This window comes from Corallococcus sp. RDP092CA (assembly GCF_041903675.1).
GTDB lineage: Bacteria > Myxococcota > Myxococcia > Myxococcales > Myxococcaceae > Corallococcus.
This window is the reverse complement of record NZ_JAYESI010000001.1, coordinates 251,215-272,741: the sequence shown is the minus strand read 5'-3', so window position 1 is coordinate 272,741 and position 21,527 is coordinate 251,215. Positions and strand designations below refer to the sequence as shown.

The following is a 21,527-nucleotide window of genomic DNA, read 5'->3' as shown; positions in this document are numbered from 1 at the left end:
GTCAGGACTCCTTGATGAGCTGGTGGACCTGGACGAGCTCGGCCTCCAGCAGCCGCTCGAGCTCCAGGTCGGAAGGCAGGGCCCCGGCGGCGGGCGCCTCGGGCGCGGGCGGCGGCGGAGGCACGCGCGCGGGGGCGGGCCGGGCCGCGGGCGCGGACGGGGCCTGGCTCAGCACGAACCCCGTCAGCGCCTCCACGGTGGGGTGGTTCCAGAGCGCGGTGGCGGAGAGCCGGATGCCGGTGCGCGCCTCGACGCGGTTGCGCAGCTCCAGCGACATGACGGAGTCCATGCCCAACGTGCGCAGCGGCTGGTCCATGGGGACTCGCGCCGGGGCCAGCTTGAGCACCGTGGCCACCACCTGCCGCAGCTCGTCCTCGGCGCGGGACCGCCGCCGCGAGGGCTCCAGCGCGCCCAGCTCGTCGAACAGCGTCCGGGCTGGGGCGGTGGCCTGCCGGCCCTCGTCGCTCCGGGCCGCCGCAGGGCGCGCCACGTCCAGCACGCGGACCTTCAGCCCGTCGACGTGGAACAGCGGCTCGCCCGCGTCGGTGAACGCCACCAGGTCCACCTGGAACACCGGGCCCTCGCCGCCCGCGCGGCGGAGCGCGTGGACGTGGAAGGGCCCCTCCGGGAGGCGGTGGAGCGCGAACCCGTCCACCCCGACGCTGATGAGCTGCCGTCCCCGGAACACCAGGCTGGGCGGAAGCGTGGCGATGGAGAGCTGGAGCGCGGAGTCGATGCAGGCCACCTGGGCCAGCTCCGGCGCCACGGAGGCCGCGGGCGGAAGGACGCGCCCCAGCGCCTGCGCCTCGCGGGACCAGACGCAGTCCACGCCCCGGAAGGCGGCGCGGTACTCCAGCCCGCAGCCGGCCAGGAGCTCATAGTAGCGCACCGAGTCCAGGAGCATGGCCGCGGAGCCGCGCAGCGAGTCCCGGAGCGCGAGCGCCTCGCGCGCCCGCTCGCGGCCCACCGCCGCCCCCGGCCCCGTGTCCACCAGGGCCCGCGCGTGAGGCACCCACGCGCCGCCCTCGCCCGGGGAGAGCGTCTGGAGCTCGCGCTGGGACTCCCTGACGGACAGCACGGTCTGCACGCGCGGCGCGGGGCCCGTGCCCACCACCAGCGGCTGGGGGAACGCGATGTCCCGCAGCGCCACGGGGGCGCTCCCCAGCACCTCGCGCGCGGCCCGCACCGCCATGGACAGGAAGGCGGCGCCGGGGACGATCGCGTCACCGCCCACGCGGTGGCCCGCCAGGAAGGCGGACACGTCCTCGCCCCACTCCGCCTGCCAGTGGTGCAGCCGCGGCTCCACCGCGGACGGGAAGTGGCTGCCCAGGAGCCCCTCGCCGCGCGGGCTGGGGCCAGAGGAGGCGCGGGCCACGGCGGGCGCGGGCTCCAGCCAGAAGCGCTCGCGCTGCCAGGGGTAGGTCGGCAGCGGAACGCCGGGACGGCCCGCGCGGGCGATGGCGCTCCACGTGGGCTCCAGGCCCCGCGCGTAGAGCGCCGCGACGGAGCGCAGCAGCGTCTCGCGCTCGGACTCGTTGCGCCGCAGCGACGGCAGCACCTCGCCCGGGAGGCCCAGGTCGGCCAGCTCCTGCTCGACGGCCGGGAGGAGGATGGGGTGCGGGCTCATCTCGATGAAGACGTCGTGCCCCTCCTCGCGCGCGCGCCGCACCGCGGAGGCGAAGAGGACGGGGTCGCGCAGGTTGCGCACCCAGTAGCCGGGGTCGAAGTCTCGGCCGTCCGTCCGCGTGTCCAGGACGGTGGAGTGGATGGGCACCGCCGCGGGCATGGGCTGGACGCCGGCCAGCACCTCCAGGAGCTCGTCCTTCAGGGCGTCCATCTGCGGGCTGTGCGAGGCGACGTCCACCTTCACCCAGCGCCAGAAGACGCCGCGGGCCTGGAGGGCCTGGGAGATGACCTCCAGCGCCTGGGGCTGGCCCGACAGCACGGTGGACCGGGAGCTGTTGCTCACGGCCACGGCGACGTGCGCCTCGTGGCCGCGAAGGACCTCGCGGGCCTCGTCCAGCGTGAGCTCCGCGGCGAGCATGGCGCCCTGCCCGCTCACCCGACGGAGCAGCTGGCTGCGGCGGCAGATGATCCGCGCCGCGTCCGCGAGGCAGAGCGCGCCCGCGACGTACGCCGCGGCGACCTCCCCCATGCTGTGGCCGATGACCGCCCTCGGCCGCACGCCCCACGAGCGCCAGAGCGCCGCCAGCGCCGCCTCCACCGCGAACAGCACCGGCTGCACCACGTCCACGCGGGCCATGCGGGACGCGGACTCGGACGCCTCCAGCTCCTCCAGCACGGACCAGCCGGTGAGCGCGTGGATGGCGGCGTCACACCGCCCGAGCTCCGCGCGGAAGACGGGCTCCTCGCGCAAGAGCTGCCGCGCCATCCCATGCCACTGCGAGCCCTGGCCCGGGAAGACGAACACCACCGACGGGGCCTTCGCGAGCGCCGGGGTGATCAGCCGCTCGTGGGGCTCGTTGCGGGCGTATGCCTCCAGCGCCTGGGCCAGGTCCTCCCCACCGCGCGCCACCACCGCCAGGCGCTCCACGTGGTGCGTCCGGCGCAGCGCGGCCGTGCTCGCGACGTCCTCCACCGGCGTCCAGGGCGCCTCACGGAGCGCCCCGGCCATGCGCGCCGCCAGCTCCTGGAGCGCCCGCGACGTGTGGGCCGACAGCGGCACCAGCACGTCGCGGGCGGCGGGGGGGGCCGCCCCCGCGCATCCCAGGCGGAAGAGCGTGGCGCGCGACTCGTAGAGGGCCAGCCGCTCGTCCTCGTCCCGGGTGGTGGACGGCAGGACGACGGGCGGAGGCCGCCGGCCCTCCGCGGCCTGCTGGAGCGCGCCCACCAGCACGGGGTGGGGGCTGAGCTCCACCAGCGCGTCCACGCCGTCGGACACCAGCGACGCGAGCACGGGGGCGAGCCACACGGGCGTGCGCAGGTTCTGGCCGAAGTAGCGCCCGTCCACCTCCGGCCCGTCCAGCCGCCGCTGCCACGCGGTGGAGATCATCGGCAGGCGCGCGGGCTTCGGGCGGAGCCCGGCGAGCACCGCCTCCAGCTCCGGGAGGATCTCGTCGATCTGCGGGCTGTGCGCGGCGACGTTCACGCGGATCCGCGCGCACAGCTCCTTGCGGCGCTTGAGCTCCGCGAGGAGCGCGTCGAGCGCGGCCGGCTCCCCCGACAGCACGGTGGACCGGGGCCCGTTCTGGCCGGCCAGGACGACCGCGCCGCCCGTGGCCTCCAGCGGCCCGGTGAGCGCCTCGGGCGGCAGGTTGACCACGGCCATGCCGCCGCGGTCGGCGAGGAGCCTCTGGAGGCGGCTGTAGTGGTGGATGACGAGCGCCGCCTCCTCCAGGTCGAGGATGCCCGCGATGTGCGCGGCGGCGATCTCCCCCAGGCTGTGCCCCACGACGACGTCCGGGGTGATGCCCCAGGCGCGCCACTGCTCCGCCAGGGCCACCTGGAACACGAACAGGAGCGGCTGGACCACGTCCACGTCGTCGTAGCGGGCAGCGCCCTCCGCCTTGAACAGCTCCTCCCGCAGCGACTGGCCGGAGTGGACCGCCAGGGCTGCGTCCACGCGCTCGAAGGCCGTGCGGAAGGCGTCCTCCGACAGGAGCATGCGCCGGCCCATGCCCACCCACTGGCCCCCCTGGGGCGCGCAGACGAACGCCACTCGCGGAGGCCGGCCGGGCGCCGTCCCCAGCGACACCGCCCCCGTCACCCCGTCCAGGAACCCGCGCAGCCGCGCCTCCAGCTCGTGCCGCGTGCGCGCGCACAGCGTGAGCCGCTCCGGGCCGGCTGCGTCCGCCGCCAGCGCCTGGGGGAGCGCGTCGAGCGGCACGCCGGCCCGCACGGCGTCGAGCGCGCGCAGGGCCGCGGCCTTCAGTCCCTCCGCGTCGGAGGCCCCAAGCCCCACCCAGGCGAGCCGCGACGGCGGGGCCTCCTGGAGGACGACGTGGGCGTTGGTGCCGCCCCAGCCAAACGCGCTGACGCCAGCCACCGCCGGCCCGTCCGGCACCGGCCACGCGCGCGTCTCACGGGCGACCTCCAGGCGGAGCGCCTCGAAGGGGATGAGCGGGTTGGGCCGCGTGAAGTGGAGGCTGGGCACCACCGTGCGCCGCTCGACGCACAGGCAGGCCTTGAGGAAGCCGGCGATGCCCGCGGCCCCCTCCAGGTGGCCGATGTTGGTCTTCACCGAGCCGATGACCAGCGGCGGGCCCTCCGCGCGCGCCTTCGCGAACACGGCCCCGAGCGCGCCCGCCTCGATGGGGTCCCCCAGCGCGGTCCCCGTGCCGTGCGTCTCCACGTAGCCCACCGCGCCGGGCGCCACGCCCGAGCGCGCGTGGACCTGCCGGAGCAGCTTCTCCTGGGCCTCCGGGTTGGGGGCGGTGAGGCCGTTGCTCGGGCCGTCGTTGTTGCTGCCCGTGGCGCGGATGACGCACCGGATGGTGTCGCCCGCGGCGAGCGCGGCGGAGAGCGGCTTGAGGACCACCACGCCCCCGCCCTCGCCGCGGCCGAAGCCGTCCGCGCTCGCGTCGAACGCCTTGCACACGCCGTCCGGGGACAGGCCCCCGAAGCGGGTCAGCGCCACCATCGTGTGCGGCGAGGCCATCACGCTCACGCCCCCGACGATGGCGGCGGTGCTCTCCCCCGCCCACAGGCTCTGGCAGGCCAGGTGGACCGCCACCAGCGACGACGAGCACGCGGTGTCGATGACGAGGCTGGGCCCCTGGAGGCCCAGCACGTAGGACAGCCGGTTGGCGACCATGTTGAGCGCCTGCCCGGTGGCTGTGTGCGGGGTGATGCGTCCCGGCTCCGCGCCCCCCAGCTCCGCGTAGTCCCGCCAGATGGCGCCGACGAACACGCCCGTCGCCGTCGCGTGCAGCGCCCGCGGCACGATGCCCGCGTCCTCCAGCGCCTCCCACGCCAGCTCCAGGAACAGGCGCTGCTGCGGATCCATCTCCGCCGCCTCGCGCGGGGAGATGCCGAAGAACAGCGGGTCGAACCCCGCGATGTCCGGCAGGAACCCGGCGCGGCGCGGCACCCGCGCACCGCTCCCGTCGCGGTCCGCCTGCTGCAACCGCCCATCCGCCCAGCGCCCCTCGGGGACCTCCGTCACCGCGTCGCGCCCGGAGCGCAGGAGCTCCCAGAACGCGGAGAGGTCCGGCGCGCCGGGGAGGCGGCACGCCATGCCCACCACGGCGATGGGCTCCTCGCGGGCCACGGAGGGCGGCCCGGCCACCTCGGGGGCCGCCGCGTCCGCGTCGCCGGAGGCCAGGTGCCTCACGAGCGCGTCCACGCTGGCGCAGCGCCAGAAGACCGTGGGAGGCACCTCCCGGCCCAGCAGCTCGGAGAGCGCGCGGCCGAGCGCCACCGCGCCCAGCGAGTCCAGGCCGTAGTGGCTGAAGGGCCGGCGGACGTCGATCTGCTCCGGCGACAGGCCGTTGCGGGAGGCCAACGCCTCCAGCAGGTGGGCCCTGAGCGCCGACACCGCGGACACTTCCGTCGCAGGAGCAGAGTTGGTCAGCGCACCCATGGCAGTTCCCCCTGTCAGCCCTTCCCCAAGGGCCCGGTTCCCACGTCAGCGCGAGGCGGACACCGCCCGCGCCGGACACGACTCAAGACAAGACAATCCCGTCACCGCGAGGCGCGGTCGCGCGCGCCAGCGCGGAGGGCCTGGGCGCGGGACTTCGGATGGCTGGGATGAAGCCCGGGGGGCGCGGCCCCCGGGAGCGCTACGCCTGCCGCGCCGCCGCCGTCGCGGACGGGCGGGTCCACGCGAACTCCTTCAGGGCCGGCTCCAGCTCGACGCCGCCCAGGTGGTTCGCGTAGTTCACCAGCACCTGCTGCGACAGGGCCAGGAGGACGTCGAGCGCGGTGGCGCCCGTGAAGCCCTGGGCCGTGAACCGGCTCCAGAGGTCATCCCCCACGTACCCCTTCTCACGGACCACCGTGCGGGTGAACTCCGCGAGCACGTCCAGCCGGGGCTCCGGCAGCGCCGTCCCCGAGCGGAGCGCGGCCACGACCGCGTCCGGGACCTGGAGCTTGCGACACAAGTAGCTGTGGAAGGCCATGCAGTACGAACAGTCGTTCTCCCAGCCGATGGTCATGATGACCACCTCGCGCTCCACGGCGCTCAAGGAGGACTGGCCCAGCAGCGGCCCCATCTGGGCGAAGGCCTGGGTCGCGCTCGGTGACTCCGCGATGAGCCCCAGCAGGTTCGAACGGAAACCGGCGGACTTCTCCACCGCGGCCAGCACCGGACGGGACTGCTCCGGCGCGCTCTCAATCGTGTGAATCCTCAGTCGCCCCAAGACACACCCTCCCCTGATTTGGAGTGTCGGATTCATTTGACAATGCCACCTCAAGCATTGCGTTTCAACAAAGATTCACATTCCTCTCAAGATTTCCTTGCGCACCTCGCGCGGGATTTCAGGGTGAATTTCTGCATGATTATTCAGGACGAAATCACCTGCAATTTCAGTGGGTTGAAAATATCCCGGGAAGAATCGGCAGGTCCAGCGTAACGCCGGCCAGGGGTCGCGACCTTAATGACTGGCAAACCGCAATCCTGCGGCCTCAGGAGTATTCATGTCCCGTCTGAACCTTGTCGACGCTTCGCACGCCACGCTCAAACCCATCAAGGAGAAGCTGGGCGCCAACCTGCCGCCGCCGGTCCGGGTGCTGGCCAACTCGCCCGCGGCGATGAGCGCCTTCTTCGCGCTGCACGGGACGCTGGGCCAGGGGCAGCTGACGCCGCGCGTGCGCGAGCAGATCGCGCTCGCGGTGGGCAACGCGCAGGGCTGCCGCTACTGCGTCTCGCACCACACGCAGCTGGGCCGCAAGGCGGGCCTCTCCGACCTGGAGCTGGATCACGCGCGCTCGGGCAAGGCGCCGGACGCCAAGGTGGAGGCGGCGCTCCAGTTCGCCCGGCAGATCGCCGCGCGCCGGGGCGCGGTGACGGACACGGAGCTGGCGGCGGTGCGCGCCGCGGGCTGGAGCGACGGCGACGTGGTGGAGATCCTGGCCCAGGTCGTCGCGACCAGCTTCGGCAACTACCTCAACCACCTGGCCCAGACGGAGATCGACATCCCGCCGGTGGACCTGGTGCCCGCGGCGGTCATCGACGGAATCCACGCGTGACGGCGACCTTCGAACCCGGGGCCCGCTTCCCCGACCTGGAGCTGAGGGACGGCGCGGGCAGGCCCACGCGCCTGGGCGAGGCCATGGGCGGCGAGGCGGCGGTGGTCTTCTTCCTCCGCAACGCCGCGTGTCCGGTGTGTCGCAACCACCTGAAGACGCTGGCGAAGCGCCAGGGCGACATCGCGGCGAACCGGGCGAAGGTCCTCTCCGTCGTGCCGGATGGACCCGACGAGGCGCGGGAGCTGGCGTCGTGGCTGGGGCTGGCGGCGGTGCCGGTGCTCACCACCGGCACCGGCTCGCACGCGGAGGCGGGGCTGGAGCCCATCCTCTGGGGCAGGCTCCAGCCGAGCGGCACCGTATTGCTGGCCCCCTCCCGGGAGGTCGTCTACGGGAGGCAGTCCGCCCTCCCGCCGCTGGGCTTCAACGAGAAGGAGCTGATGACGGCGCTCGCGCGCGGGGCGCACCTCACGCAGTAGCGGACGAGGCGCGCCGTCCTGCGTCATCCAGGCTTTCCGGCCTTCCCCCTTCGGCGGATTTCGTCGAAGGGGGTTAGGATGGCGGAGCCATGTCTGAAGACACCCCTCCGGATTCCGCCACGGAGCGCGCCGCGTTCCTCTCCTGGATCACCCTGCTCGTCCACCAGCACCGCGCGCGCCTGGTGACGAGCGCGAGGCGCCGGGGGCTGCCGCCCGAGGACGCGCTGGATTGCGTCCAGGACGCGTTCGTCACGTTCCTGCGGATGCCGGAGGCCACGACGCTGTCCGCCCGCTCCAACGAGGTCGAGCGCCTGCTGTCGACGCTGGTGGCCCACGCCGCGCTCAACCAGCGGCGCAAGCTGGCGCGCCGGGCGTTGCCGGCGGAGTTCGACCTGCAAGAGGTGGCCGCGGACCTGCCTTCCGCGGACACGCTGGTGGCGGAGGCGGAGGCGCGGGTGAGCCTGGTGCGCTGCGTGGAGCAGCTGTCGCAGATGCAGCAGGCGGTCATCCGCTTGCGGCTCCTGGACGAGTGTCCGGGCGAGGAGGTCTCCACGCTGCTGGGGGTGTCGCCGGAGAACGTGCGCATCCTGCTGTTCCGCGCGCGCCAGCGCCTGCGGGAGTGCCTGGTGCTGGCCATGAAGGACCCGGGGCCGCCGCACCTGGCCGCCACGGAGACCGCGCCCCGGTCCCTCCAGGACTCCGCGGAGGCCCGGCGGCTCCGGCACTCCTGAGCGTCGCTACAGCACCTCCGCGCGCAGGTCGGGGAACACCTTCCCCACCTTGCCGAGCAGGTAGTCCCCATAGGTGCCCTGGAACGCGTGGACGCTCTGGCGGTCCCACCGCTCCGCGTGGTCGTCCGCGCCCGCGTCCTTCAGTGCGGGCGAGTCGATGGCCCGCACCTCCGCCGTCCAGTCCGGGTCGAAGAAGAGCGGCAGGGACAGCCGGTCGCGGCCCGCGCGGTTGCGCACCCGGTGCGGGGTGGAGCGGTACACGCCGCGCGTCATCCGGTCGAGCATGTCGCCGATGTTGCACACGAACGCGTTCTCCACCGGAGGCGCGTCCACCCAGCGCGTATGGCCGTCCTGGCGCGTCTTCACCTGGAGCCCGCCCGCGTCGTCCTGCTTGAGGATGGTGAGCACGCCGTAGTCGGTGTGCTCGCCCACGCCCCAGACCGGGAGCCCCTGGGAGTCCACCTCCGGGCCCGGCGGGTAGTTGAAGATGCGGAACAGCACCGTTGGATCCGCCATGTACCGCCTGGCGAAGAAGTCCGCCTCCAGGTCCAGGCTGAGCGCGATACCGGACATCAGCGCGTGTCCCAGGGACGTCAGCGCCGCCATGTACTCGAGCACCGCGCAGCCCAGTCCCGCCGGCTCCAGGGGGAACAGGTTCGGACCATGCAGCGGCGTGCCGGCGCGCACGCGAGGGTCATCCGGCGGCAGTTCCGTCCCGAAGTAGAGCCCCTCCTTGCGGTCCGGCCGGCCTGAAGTGAGCTCTCCGCCCACGGGGAAGAAGCCCCGCCACGCCCTCCCCCCGAGCCCCATGCGCACGCGCTGCTTCTCCTCCTCCGGCCGGGCGAAGAAGTCCCGGGCCAGCGCATCCAGCCGGGACTGGAGTCCCTCGTCCACGCCGTGGCCCACGACGTAGAAGAAGCCGGTGTTCCTGCAGGCCGCGCCCATGTGGGCGGCGACCTCCCGTCGGGACTGGGGACTCGACGTGGGGTCGACGAGGGCACGGACGTCGATGAGGGGCACGGTGTCCATGGTGCGAACTCTATGCAGGACATGAGGAGTTCGTTGAGCAATCCGGAGTGGAGACCAGGCTCGGGAGGACGCGTCCGGAGAGCCCCGGGTCCGGTGTTGCCCCTCAAGCGGGGACAGGCGGAGCGTCATGGGCAACTTCGTGGGCGCGCAGCGCTGCCGCCGCTCACGAGGCACGTGGGCCTGGAGAATGGGCCATGAAGCGCCAGAGGCGCGCAGTCCACCGAGCGAAGCGGCGCAGGGTCCCAGACCTCGAGCCGCCAGCCGTCGCAGCGCCTCACGCATGGTGCCCCGGCATACCCTGTCACGACGCGCCAGCTCCGCTTCCGAAGCGAACTCCCCAGATGGGTGTATCTGCCCCAGCGCGATCTTGCGCTCAATCTGCGCTTCCACGTACGCCACGAGCCCGCCCCGCTCCATCCCCATCCCCTTCCTTGTCTCAGCGTCGCCATCCAACCATGGGGGTCTGACATGGATGGATGCGCGACCCCGCCGTCCGCGTCGGCCCATATGGCGCGGCCCCGCGGAGCGCGAAAACCTGCCCGACTGTCGGACACGTCCGTGAGCTCCGGTTGCGGGTCGCGAAGCCCAGTCAGACTGTCGGACAGGCGCGTGGGCTCGCTCCTCAGTGTGAAACCCAGTCCGACAGTCCGACAGGTTCGCTGGCTCTGGCCCCAAAGCGTAGACCCGTCCGATTGCCGGACTCGTTCACGAGCACGGACCGCGGGCTGTGAAAACCAGTCCGACTATCGGACACGTTTGCTGACTCTGGTCCCGCAGCGCAGACCTGTCTGACTGTCGGACTCTCTCGCGAAACGAACCTCAGTTGGCGCGAACCTGTCCGACTGCCGAACTCGTTCGCGGAATCGGCCCCAGTTGGCGAGGACCTGTCTGACTGTCGGACTTGTTCGCGAGATCGAACCTCGGTTGGCGCGGGCCTGTCTGACTGTCGGACTCGTTCGCGACTTCGGCCCCCGTTGGCACGGGCCTGTCCGACTGTCGGACTCGTTCGCGACTTCGGCCCCAATTGGCGCAGGGCTGGCCGACTGTCGGACTCGGTCTCGAGTTCGGGCACCGTGTGGCGAAAGCTTGTCCGACTGTCGGACAGGTTTCCGGAAAGCGAGCCCGGCAGGTGGCCCTGTCCGTGCCCCATCATTGAGGCCGCGCAGGGATGAAGTCGCGCCCACCGGTGCCTCCGTTCGCAGCTCCACTTTGCATCCGCGAAGGAAGGCACTGCGGCCTCTGCCTGTGGCTTCGCGCTTGTCCCTCGTCGGCAAGGTGTCCCGACCTATCGCGACCTCCATTCGTGCCCTTACCCTTGGCCTCGTAATGGCACGACGTCGCGGTTCATCGCTGTCTCCGCCCGTGGCTTTGCCTCTGCATCCGCGTTGGCACGACGTCGCAGAGGACCGCCGATTCCATCCGTGGTTCACCTCTGCGACCGCGTCAACGTGACGTCGCGGTTCGCCGCAGACTCCCCCTGTGGCTTCGCCTTTGCGGCCGCCGTGACACGACCTCGCATTCCCCCCTGCTTCCATCCGGGGCCTGTGTGGGCATTCACCCAGGCACGACGTCGTGGCCCCCTGCTGCGTCCTTCTCCTGATGCCCTTCGTGGCGGCGGATGTCGGGAAGGTGGCAGGGACAGGTCCTCATGTCTATCCGCATCGGGAGCACTTCCCGCTACCCTTTCGGGCCATGACCTCCACTCGCGTCCCTGGCTCCCCGTTGCGGGTGGGCCTCCTCGGCTATGGCTTGTCTGGTTCTCGCTTCCATGGACCCCTCATCGCCGCGGAGCCCGCGTTGACCCTGGCCGCCGTGGCATCGAGCCGCGTGGACACCGTGACCCGCGACTGGCCTGGCGTCCGCACCGGCACCGTGGAGTCACTGCTGGCGGATCCGGACCTGGATGTGCTCGTCGTGTGCACTCCCAATGACTCGCACGCGTCGCTCGCGCGACAGGCGCTGCGCGCGGACAAACATGTGGTGGTGGAGAAGCCCGTCACGCTCGACGCGGACGAAGCGCTGCGACTGGATGCGCTCGCCAAGGAGCGTGGGCTGTGCCTCTCCGTGTTCCATAACCGCCGCTGGGACGGGGACTTCCTCACCGTGCGCCAGTTGCTGGAACAGGGACGGCTCGGGACGCTCTACAGCATGGAGAGCCACTTCGACCGCTTCCGGCCCCAGGTGAAGGCTCGCTGGAAGGAACAGAATGTGCCCGGCGGCGGCACGCTGTGGGACCTGGGCTCGCACCTCATCGACCAGGCCGTGCAGCTCTTCGGCCTGCCGGAGTCCGTGACCGCCGACCTCGGCCGGCAGCGCCCGGGCGCGCAGGGGACAGACTGGTTCCACCTGGTCCTTCGCTACGGCACGCTGCGAGTGGTGCTGCACTCCGGCTCCGTCGTGCATGCACCGTGGCCCCGCTTCGTTTTACAGGGCGACCGGGATGCCTACCTGAAGCACGAACTGGATCCGCAGGAGGGACAGCTCGAAGCAGGCTTGCGTCCCGGCCATCCGGACTTCGGCCGCGAGCCCGTGGAGCGCCATGGCCGGCTGCTCGCCTCGGGGGAGACCGTCACCACCGTGCCCGGCGACTACGGCCAGTTCTACCGGCAGCTCGGCGCCGCCATCCTCCATGGAGCGCCCGTGCCCGTGACGGCGCTGAGCGCGAGCGAGACCGTGCGCGTCATCCAGGCCGCGCTCCAGAGCGACCTGGAAGGCCGCCGCATCCCGCTGCTCCCTCGCGACTGACGCGCAGAGCATCTTCTCCAACACCCGGAACGTCGGCGACGCATGACCGGCATGCGTGCCATGGGAATGGAAGGCACGGCCCAGGTGTGAGTACCACGCATGGTGCGGCGTGAGCGCGCGCCTCACCAAAAGCCGCGCGCGCCGCTGCCCCAGCTCTCTCGCTCGAGTCTCCACCTCCTCGATGAGGTGCAGTGCCATGCCCTGGCCCCGTGCAACGGCAGCGCCACGTGCCGATCCAGGGACGGGGGCACTCCCTTCGGATGGAAGAACACGCAGCCGAAGCGGATGCCCTCCGCCTCCGCGACGAACGCGCCGCCATATCTGACAGCTCGCGCCGCATCACGGCCTCTGCCTTGTCGCGCGCGCCGGACGGTGGATACAGACAGCCACGGGATGACTCGGGGCGTCGCGTAGCACCTGCGAGCTCCGCGCAGCATCGGCGAGGTGGGCTTCGCGGATCCGGAAGAGCTCGGGCCTTCCCAAAGTCTAGCGGAAACGTCCAGCGCGAGCGTTCCAACACCACGGTGAAACACCGCTGAAATACGTCACCAGACACCATGCGTGGAGCGGAATTTCCGCAGGGTCCACGCGCCTCGCACCTCCGCGCTCCCCAGTTGGCTGACCGCCAGGTCCCCATGAGCAAATCGCTGCGGCCGTGTCGGAGGGCCTGTCTACTATCCCGCGCGCTCGCGAGTCCGGGAACCCGTCACATCGCCTTCCCGAGCGTTCGCGAGGCCCCCTCCCAAGGAGTCTCCGACCCATGGCCTCCACCCCTGAGCAGAAGCGCGCGCGGCTGGCGGAACTGCTTCGCGAGAAACGTCGCCCCGCGTCGCGGGTCCCGGCGTCGTTCGGTCAGGAGCGCATGTGGTTCCAGGAACGCCTGACGCCCGGGCAGGCCGGCTTGAACCTGCTCTATTCGGTGCGCATGCAAGGGCGGCTCGACGTGCCCTCGCTGGCGGGGAGCCTGAACGAAGTGGTGCGCCGCCACGCGGTGCTGCGCACCACCTTCGTGGAACAGGATGGACGGCCGTGGCAGCGCATCGCGCCCGAGATGGACGTGCCGCTGCCCGTGGTGCCGGTGGCGGATGCCGCGGAGGCCTGGCGCAAGTTGCACGAGGCGGCTCGCGAGCCGTTCGACCTGGAGCAGGGTCCGTTGCTGCGCGCCGTGCTGTTCGCCGTCTCCTCCACCGAGCACCTGTTGCTGCTCGCGCTGCATCACACCGTGTCCGACGGCTGGTCCATGGGCCTGCTGGTGCATGAGCTGGGCGTCCTCTATGAAGCCCTGGCGTCGGGCAGGACGCCGGAGCTGCCCGCGCTGGCGTTGCAGTACGCGGACTTCTCCGTGTGGCAGCGCGAGGCGTTGAAGGGGGAAGCGCTGGAGGCCGCGATCGATGCGTGGCGCTCGCGGCTGGATGCACGTGCCATCCTGTCGCTGCCCACCGATCGACCTCGCGCCAGCGGGGCGGACAGCCGGGGCGCGACCTTGTCCGCGATGCTTCCCGCGGCGCTGCTCCAGCAGTTGGCGGCCCTTGCGGCCCAGGAGGGCACCACCCTCTTCACCGTGCTGCTCGCGGGCTTCAAGGTGTTGCTGCTGCGCTACTCCGGACAGGAGGACCTCACCGTGGGCACTCCCGTCGCGGGGCGCTCGCGCGCGGAGCTGGAGCCGCTGGTCGGGCTGTTCGTCAACACGCTCGCGCTGCGCACCTCGCTCGCGGGTGACCCGTCGTTCCGCGCCCTCCTGGGCCGCGTGCAGGCGACGTCGGTGGAGTCCTTCGCGCACCAGGAGGTGCCCTTCGAGAAGCTCGTGGAGGTCCTCCAGCCGCCTCGCCACCTGGACGTGCCTCCGTTCTTCCAGGTGATGTTCGTCCTGCAGAACACGCCCCTTCCCACCGTGCGCCTGCCCGGGTTGTCGCTGGACGCGCAGCTCGTGGACAGCGGCTTCGCGCAGTTCGACCTCACCCTCTTCGCCTTCGAACAGCCAGAGGGCCTGCGCCTCACCGCCGAGTACCGCACCGCCCTCTTCGAGGAGGCCACGATGGCGCGGTTGCTGGGGCACCTGCGGGTCCTGCTGGAGGACGCTGGCTCCCGCCCGGATGCGCGCCTGTCGGAGCTGTCCCTCCTGGATGCGGCCGAGCGGGAGCGGGTGCTCCATGCGTGGAGCGGGCCCCGGCAGGCGTTTCCTCACGGCTTGCTGCTGCATCAGCTGGTGGAAGCGCAGGTGGCTCGCACGCCGGACGCGGCGGCTGTCACGTTCGCGGACGCCTCGCTCACGTACGCGCAGCTGGAGGCGCGGGCCAACCAGCTTGCGTGGCACTTGCGGTCGCTGGGCGTGGGGCCGGAGGTCCGCGTCGGGTTGATGCTGGAGCGGTCGCTGGAGCTGGTGGTGGCGCTGCTCGCGACGTTGAAGGCGGGCGGAGCTTACGTTCCGCTGGAGCCCTCCCTTCCCGCTCAGCGGCTCGCGTGGATGTTCGAGGACGCTCGGCCCGCCGTGGTGCTCGTCCAGGAGCGGCTGTCGGCGCGGCTGCCGCCCGGAACTGGCGTGCCGGTGCTGCGCCTGGATTCCCAGTGGGTGGAGGTGGCCCGGCAGCCGTCGGCGACACCGCCTCCCGTGGCCTCCGAAGACTCGCTCGCCTACGTCATCTTCACCTCCGGCAGCACCGGCCGTCCGAAGGGCGCGATGAACGCGCACGCCGGCATCGTCAACCGGCTCCTGTGGATGCAGGGGGCACAGCCGCTGTCACCAGACGATGCCGTGCTGCAGAAGACGCCGTTCAGCTTCGACGTGTCCGTGTGGGAGCTCTTCTGGCCGTTGATGACCGGTGCCCGGCTGGTGGTGGCCCGGCCCGGTGGACACCAGGAGCCGGGCTACCTGGCGGACCTCATCGCGCGGGAGCGCATCACCGTCACGCACTTCGTGCCGTCCATGCTCCAGGCGTTCCTGGAGGAGCCCGGCCTGGGCAAGTGCGCGTCGCTGCGCCGGGTGGTGTGCAGCGGTGAGGCGCTGCCGCTGGAGCTGGCGGAGCGCTGCCTGGAGCGGCTGCCCGGCATCCGGCTGCACAACCTCTATGGCCCCACCGAGGCCGCGGTGGAGGTCACCGCTCACGAGTGCGTGCGCGGAGCGCCGGGACGCTCCGTGCCCATCGGCCATCCGGTGGCGAATACGCGGATCCGGCTGCTGGATGCGTCGCTCCGGCCGGTGCCCCAGGGAGTGCCCGGAGAGCTGTTCATCGGCGGTGTGCAGGTGGGCCGCGGGTACCTGGGCAGGCCGGACCTGACCGCGGAGCGCTTCCTCCCGGACGCGTACAGCGACGCGCCGGGAGCCCGGCTGTACCGCACGGGGGACCTTGCCCGGTGGCTCCCCGACGGCGTCATCGAGTACCTGGGCCGCACCGACTTCCAGGTGAAGGTGCGCGGGCTGCGCATCGAGCTGGGAGAGCTTGAGGCCGCGCTGGAGCAGCATCCGTCCGTGCGGCGGGCCGTCGTGGTGGCGCTCGCGGGCGTCACGGCGGGCGACACGCGGCTGGTGGCGTATCTCGTCGGCGGGACGGACGTGCCGGGGACGGAGGCGCTGCGCGCGTTCCTCTCGGAGAAGCTCCCCGAGTACATGGTGCCTGGGACCTTCGTTTTCCTGGAAGCCCTGCCCCTGACGACCAGCGGCAAGGTCGACCGGAAGGCGCTGCCCGCGCCGGATGTGGGCTCGGGGATGGCGCCGGAGTACGTCGCGCCGCGCACGCCCTCGGAGGAACGGCTGGCCTCGCTCTGGGCGGAGCTGCTGCGCGTGGAGCGCGTGGGCGCGCATGACGACTTCTTCGCGCTCGGGGGACACTCGCTGCTCGCCACGCGGCTTCTCTCGCGCATCCGGGCGGCGTTCCAGGTCGAGCTGCCCCTGCGGGCGGTCTTCAAGGCGTCCACGCTCGCGGGGCTGGCTTCGGCGGTGGATGAGGCTCTGGGGCGGACCGCGGGTGCCCAGGCGCCGCCCTTGCGGCCCGTGTCGCGCGAGGGGGAGCTCGCGCTGTCCTTCGCGCAGCAGCGCCTGTGGTTCCTGGAGCAGCTCCAGCCCGGTGGCGTCGCGTACAACCTGCCGGGGACCGTCCTGCTCGAAGGCGCGCTCCACGTCTCCGCGCTGCGACGGGCCCTGGACGCACTGGTCGAGCGGCATGAGGTGCTGCGCACCACGTTCGTCCCCGGGACTCACGGCCCCGTCCAGCGCATCGAGCCGCGTGGCACGTGCCCGTTCGAGCTCGTGAACCTGGAGGAGCTGCCTCCGAGCACCCGCGACTCCAGGTTGAGGGACTTCATCTCCGCCCAGGCACAGCGGCCCTTCGACCTGGGCCGTGGCCCCATCTTCCGCGGGGTGCTCGTGCGGTTGGAGGAGACGCGGCATGTGCTGCTCGTCCTCACGCATCACATCGCTTCGGATGGTTGGTCCACGGGCGTGCTCGTGCGCGAGCTCGTGGCCCTCTACCGGGCCTTCGCCTCCGGACAGCATCCTTCGCTTCCGGTCCTTCCCATCCAGTACGCCGACTTCGCCGCGTGGCAGCGACAGTGGCTCCAGGGGGAGGTGCTTGCCTCGCAGCTTGCGTGGTGGCGCGGGCAGCTCGCGGGGGCGCCTCCACGCTTGATGCTCCCCACGGACCGGCCGCGTCCGGCGGTGCAGACGTTCTCGGGAGACTCGCTGGCGGTGCGCCTGTCGCGGGAGCTGACGGACGGAGTACGGACCGTGGCGAGGCAGACCGGCGCCACGCCCTTCATGGTGCTGCTGGCCGCATACCAGTTGTTGCTGTCACGGTACGCCGGGCAGGACGACGTCAGCGTGGGCGCGCCCGTCGCGGGCCGTACCCGCGCGGAGACCGAGGGCCTCATCGGCTTCTTCGTCAACACGCTGGTGCTGCGTGCGCGCATCGACCCACGCGCGTCGTTCCGCGCGCTGCTGGCCCAGGTGCGCGCCACCACGCTCGGGGCCTTCGAGCACCAGGACGTCCCCTTCGAGAAGCTGGTGGAGGAGCTCCAGCCCGCGCGCGACCCGAGCCACAGCCCGTTCTTCCAGGTCACCCTCACCCTCCAGAACACGCCCGCCGCGGAGTGGCGGCTGCCGGACCTCACGCTGCGCGAGCTGCCACCGCCCTCCACGCCGTCGAAGTACGACTTCAGCCTCATCCTCGAAGAGTCGCCGGACGGCTTCACCGGCGGCCTCCACTACAACACCGACCTCTTCGACGCGGCCTTCCTCCAGGGGTTGCTGCAAGCCTACGCCGCGTTGCTGGACGCGCTCCCCGGACAGCTGGACGTCCCGGTGGAGCGCCTGCCGCTGATGCCCACCGAAGCACGGCGCCAGGTCCTGGAGGACTGGAGCGGCGTCGCCTCCGTCCGTGACTTCTCCACGCAGTCCATCCCCGCACGCTTCGCGGAGCAGGTCGCGCGGGCGCCGGAAGCGGTGGCGCTCGTGTCCGAGTCCGGCAGCTGGACCTACGCGCGGCTCGATGCGCTGGCGAACCAGCTGGCGCACCACCTGCGCGCCTCGGGCATCTCCGAGGGCAGCCGCGTCGCGGTGCTGTTGCCTCGCTCGCCGGACCTCATCGTCTCGCTGCTGGCGGTGCTCAAGGCCGGGGCGGCCTATGTCCCCCTCGACCTGAAGGTGCCTCCCGAGCGCGGGGCCCTGCTGCTGGAACAGTCCGGGGCGGCGATGGTCATCACGCGGGAGGCGCTCGCGGATGAGCTGCCCTCGCTGCTGACGCCGCTGGTGCTGCTGGACGCGGACGCGCCCCGGGTGGCCTCCCATCCGGAGACCGCGCTCCCGGAGCCGCGCGCGACAGGGGACCGGCTGGCCTATGTCCTCTTCACGTCAGGCTCCACGGGGACGCCCAAGGGCGTCTGCGTCCCGCACCGCGCCGTGCTGCGGCTGGTGGCGGACAGCGGGTTCATGCGCTTCGGGCCGGATGAGGTCTTCCTCCAGCTCGCACCGGCCGCGTTCGATGCGTCCACGCTCGAGATCTGGGGCGCGCTGCTTCATGGGGCCCGGCTGGTGCTCGCGCCTCCGGGAGAGCTGTCCCTCGCGCGCATCGCGGAGGCGCTGACCGGGCACCGCGTCACCACGCTGTGGCTCACGGCCGCGCTCTTTGAACAGCTGGCCGTGCATCATCCAGAGGCGCTCGCGTCCGTGGCGCAGGTCCTGGCGGGCGGCGACGTGCTCCCGGCGTCCCGCGTGCGGGAACACCTGGCGCGGATGCGTCCGGGCTCGGTGTTGCTCAACGGCTACGGGCCCACGGAGAACACCACGTTCTCCACCACGCACCGGATGCAGGCGGGCGACCCGGTGGGGACCGCCGTTCCCATCGGGCGGCCGCTGCCCCACTCCACGGTCTACGTGCTGGACTCGACGATGCGGCCGGTACCTCCCGGCATGCCCGGCGAGCTGTACGTCGGTGGCGAGGGCCTCGCGTGGGGCTACCTCCACCAGCCCGCCCTCACCGCCGAGCGCTTCGTGCCCCACCCGTTCAGCGCGACGCCGGGTGCGCGGCTCTATCGCACCGGCGACCGGGTGCGCTGGCGCGCGGAGGGCGCGTTGGACTTCCTCGGGCGCACCGACTTCCAGGTGAAGCTGCGCGGCTTCCGCATCGAGCCGGGCGAAGTCGAAGCCGCCCTGCGCGGACTGCCGGACGTGCGGGAAGCCGTGGCCGTGGTGCGCGAGGACGTCGCTGGCGACAAGCGACTGGTGGCCTACGTCGTCGGCGAGTCCCTGGACGGCAAGGCCCTGCGCTCGGGCCTCCAGCGGCGGCTCCCCGACTACCTCATCCCCAGCGCCGTCGTGGTGCTGGACGCCCTGCCCCTCAACGCCAACGGCAAGCTGGACCGCTCCGCCCTCCCCGCTCCCGAGGCCCCCGTGGCTCCAGCGGAGACGGATGTCGCGCCTCGCGACGCGGTGGAGGAACAGCTCGCCGCCCTCTTCGCCGAGGTGCTGCACGTTCCTCGCGTGGGCATCCACGAGGACTTCTTCGAGCTGGGCGGGCACTCGCTGCTGGCCACGCAGGTGGTCTCGCGCGTGCGCTCGATGCTGGGCGTGGAGCTGCCCCTGGGTGACCTCTTCGCCGCGCCCACGGTGGAGACGCTCGCGGTCCGCGTGGCGTCCCTGCGCTCGGGAGCGGCTCCCCGGACGGGGACGCCGCCGCTCGTCGCGATGCCGCGCTCGGGTCCCGCGCCGCTGTCCTACGCGCAGCAACGGCTGTGGTTCCTGGATCAGCTCCAGCCCGAGAGCGCCTTCTACAACGTGCCCGGCATCCTGGTGCTCGAAGGCGCGCTGGATGCCTCCGCGCTGGAGCGGTCCCTCCAGGCGCTGGTGCGCCGGCATGAGGTCCTGCGCACCACGTTCGTGTCCGAAGGGGACTCGCCGGTCCAGCGTGTCCATCCCGATGCGACGCTCACGCTGTCCACGGTCTCACTGGAGGAGTTCCCAGCGGACCGACGTGAGGCCGAGGCGCACCGTCACGCCGCCGCGGAGGCCACGCGACCCTTCAAGCTGAGCACCGACCCCCTGGTGCGCGCCGTGTTGCTGCGGCTGGCCCCGCGGTGTCACTGGCTGCTGCTCACGCTGCACCACATCGTCTCCGACGGCTGGTCCATCGGGGTCTTCGCTCGCGAGCTGGGCGCGCTGTACCGGGCCTTCGCTGCGGGGCAGCCTCCGGCGCTGGCGCCCCTGCCCCTCCAGTACGCGGACTTCGCCGTGTGGCAGCGCTCGTGGCTCCAGGGAGACGTGCTCCAGGCGGAGCTGGGCTGGTGGCGTGAGCAGCTCGCTGGCGCTCCCACCACGCTGGAGCTCCCCACCGACCGGCCGCGCCCCGCCGCGCAGTCGTTCCGAGGCGCGTCGCTTCCGGTGGCCCTGTCCCCCGACGTGTCCGAAGCGGTGAAGGCGCTGGCGGCCCGGGACGGCGCCACGCCGTTCATGGTGCTGCTCGCGGGCTTCCAGCTGCTGCTGTCGCGCTACACGGGCCAGGACGACGTGCTCGTGGGGTCGGCCATCGCCAACCGCAACCGCGCGGAGACGGAGGGGCTCATCGGCTTCTTCGTCAACACGCTGGTGCTGCGTGCGCGCATCGACCCACGCGCGTCGTTCCGCGCGCTGCTGGCCCAGGTGAGGGCGACGACGCTCGCGGCCTACGCCCACCAGGACCTTCCTTTCGAGAAGCTGGTGGAGGACCTCCAGGAGACCCGGGACCTGAGCCGGTCTCCGCTGTTCCAGGTGGCGTTCACGTTCCAGAACGCACCCGGGGGGCCGCTGGACCTCCCTGGGCTTCACCTGGAGCTGCGCGGCGGGGAGAGCGCCACCGCGAAGTTCGACCTGGACCTCAGCCTCCGGGAACGGGACGGCGCGCTCTGCGGCGACCTCCAGTTCAGCACCGACCTCTTCGATGCCACCACCGTCACCCGGCTGATGGCGCACTTCGAGGCGCTGCTCGGCGCGCTCACGGCGCGGCCGGACGCCCCCGTGCGGGAGCATTCATTGCTCGATGCCACGGAACGCCGACGCGTGCTCGTGGACTGGAACGCCACGCACCGTCCGCTCGCCCCCCACACCGTGCCGGAGCTGTTCGCGGCCCAGGTCCTCCGTGCTCCAGACGCCATCGCGGTGCAGCACGAAGGGCAGGTGCTCACCTACGCGACGCTGGCGGAGCGGGCGCGGCGGCTGGCCCGGCGCCTGCGGGCTTTCGGGCTCCCCCCCGAGGCGCGGGTCGCGCTGTGCGTGGAGCGGGGGCTGGAGTTGGTGGTGGGGATGCTCGGCATCCTGGAGGCGGGCGGCTGCTACGTGCCCATGGACCCCGCCTATCCGCGCCCGCGACTGGCGTTCATGTTCGAGGACGCGGGCATCTCCGCGGTGGTGGGCCAGCGAGCGCTGCTGAGCGCCCTGCCCGACCACTCCCTGCCCACGGTGTGCCTGGACGTGGACGCGGACACGGACTGTCCTGAGCAGGCTCCGGCGCCCGCCTCCGCTGGCGACACCGTGCGGCCGGAGCAGCTGGCCTACGTGCTCTACACGTCGGGCTCCACGGGCACGCCCAAGGGCGTGGGCATCACGCACCAGTCCATCGCGCACCTGGTGCGGGACACGAGCTACGTCCAGGTGGGGCCGGACGACTGCATGGTGCAGGCAGGCACGCCCTCGTTCGACCTGGCCACCTTCGAGGTCTGGGGCGCCCTGCTCAACGGCGCCCGGCTCGTCATCCTGCCGCGCGAGGTGACGCTGGCTCCGGCCGAGCTGGCGCGCACGTTGCGCGAGGTGGGCGCCACCACGGCGCTCTTCGCCACGGCGCTGTTCCACACCGTGGCGCGCGAGGTGCCGGAGGCCTTCGCGACGATGCGGACGGTCCTCCATGCCGGCGAGGCGGCGAACGCGGACGCGGCGCGC

At 72.2% G+C, this 21,527-nt stretch carries 8 protein-coding genes and 1 pseudogene (1 of these 9 running past the window's edge); 5 read left to right on the top strand and 4 right to left on the bottom strand.

The features are described from left to right. Position 1: 1 nt before the first annotated feature. Both U8525_RS01105 and U8525_RS01100 read right to left on the bottom strand, forming a co-directional pair. On the bottom strand, positions 2 to 5,542 hold the full coding sequence (locus tag U8525_RS01105) for an acyltransferase domain-containing protein (RefSeq protein ID WP_374259910.1): 5,541 nt from the start codon (positions 5,540 to 5,542) through the stop codon (positions 2 to 4). A 199-nt stretch (positions 5,543 to 5,741) separates the two neighbouring features. After that, positions 5,742 to 6,320: a carboxymuconolactone decarboxylase family protein gene (locus U8525_RS01100; protein ID WP_374259907.1), complete on the bottom strand. Its 579-nt coding sequence runs from the start codon at positions 6,318 to 6,320 to the stop codon at positions 5,742 to 5,744. 277 nt (positions 6,321 to 6,597) lie between these two features. On the opposite strand from U8525_RS01100, the gene U8525_RS01095 reads away from it, so the two are divergent. The 3 genes from U8525_RS01095 (at position 6,598) to U8525_RS01085 (ending at position 8,356) form a co-directional block, all read left to right on the top strand. Next, the gene (locus U8525_RS01095; protein WP_374259905.1) at positions 6,598 to 7,149 is read left to right on the top strand and encodes a carboxymuconolactone decarboxylase family protein; all 552 of its coding nucleotides are present in this window, start codon (positions 6,598 to 6,600) and stop codon (positions 7,147 to 7,149) included. Next, complete coding sequence (locus tag U8525_RS01090; RefSeq protein ID WP_374259902.1) at positions 7,146 to 7,625, top strand: redoxin domain-containing protein; 480 nt, start codon at positions 7,146 to 7,148, stop codon at positions 7,623 to 7,625. The genes U8525_RS01095 and U8525_RS01090 overlap by 4 nt, the downstream gene beginning before the upstream one ends. Positions 7,626 to 7,714: 89 nt before the next feature. Further along, positions 7,715 to 8,356 (top strand): RNA polymerase sigma factor, encoded by a 642-nt coding sequence (locus U8525_RS01085; RefSeq protein ID WP_374259899.1) that lies wholly within the window; start codon positions 7,715 to 7,717, stop codon positions 8,354 to 8,356. Positions 8,357 to 8,362: 6 nt separating this feature from the next. Here U8525_RS01085 and U8525_RS01080 read toward each other — a convergent pair whose 3' ends face one another. Then, a complete protein-coding gene (locus U8525_RS01080) occupies positions 8,363 to 9,385 on the bottom strand; it encodes an isopenicillin N synthase family dioxygenase (RefSeq protein ID WP_374260527.1) in 1,023 nt (340 codons plus the stop codon). Between the two features lie 243 nt (positions 9,386 to 9,628). Next, a pseudogene (locus tag U8525_RS01075) lies at positions 9,629 to 9,808 on the bottom strand (GntR family transcriptional regulator); the annotation flags it as partial. 1,269 nt (positions 9,809 to 11,077) lie between these two features. Here U8525_RS01075 and U8525_RS01070 point away from each other — a divergent pair. Beyond that, a complete protein-coding gene (locus tag U8525_RS01070; protein ID WP_374259896.1) occupies positions 11,078 to 12,130 on the top strand; it encodes an oxidoreductase in 1,053 nt (350 codons plus the stop codon). A gap of 760 nt (positions 12,131 to 12,890) precedes the next feature. After that, positions 12,891 to 21,527, top strand: the beginning of a protein-coding gene (locus U8525_RS01065; protein WP_374259892.1) for a non-ribosomal peptide synthase/polyketide synthase. Its footprint extends 24,507 nt past the window's final position; only the first 8,637 of its 33,144 coding nucleotides appear in the window; the start codon lies at positions 12,891 to 12,893; its stop codon lies beyond the right edge, outside the window.

Coding starts and splice junctions, on each gene's coding strand:
- U8525_RS01105 (WP_374259910.1), bottom strand. CDS start 5,542: ATGGGTGCGCTGACCAACTCTGCTCCTGCGACGGAAGTGTCCGCGGTG.
- U8525_RS01085 (WP_374259899.1), top strand. CDS start 7,715: ATGTCTGAAGACACCCCTCCGGATTCCGCCACGGAGCGCGCCGCGTTC.
- U8525_RS01070 (WP_374259896.1), top strand. CDS start 11,078: ATGACCTCCACTCGCGTCCCTGGCTCCCCGTTGCGGGTGGGCCTCCTC.
- U8525_RS01095 (WP_374259905.1), top strand. CDS start 6,598: ATGTCCCGTCTGAACCTTGTCGACGCTTCGCACGCCACGCTCAAACCC.
- U8525_RS01080 (WP_374260527.1), bottom strand. CDS start 9,385: ATGGACACCGTGCCCCTCATCGACGTCCGTGCCCTCGTCGACCCCACG.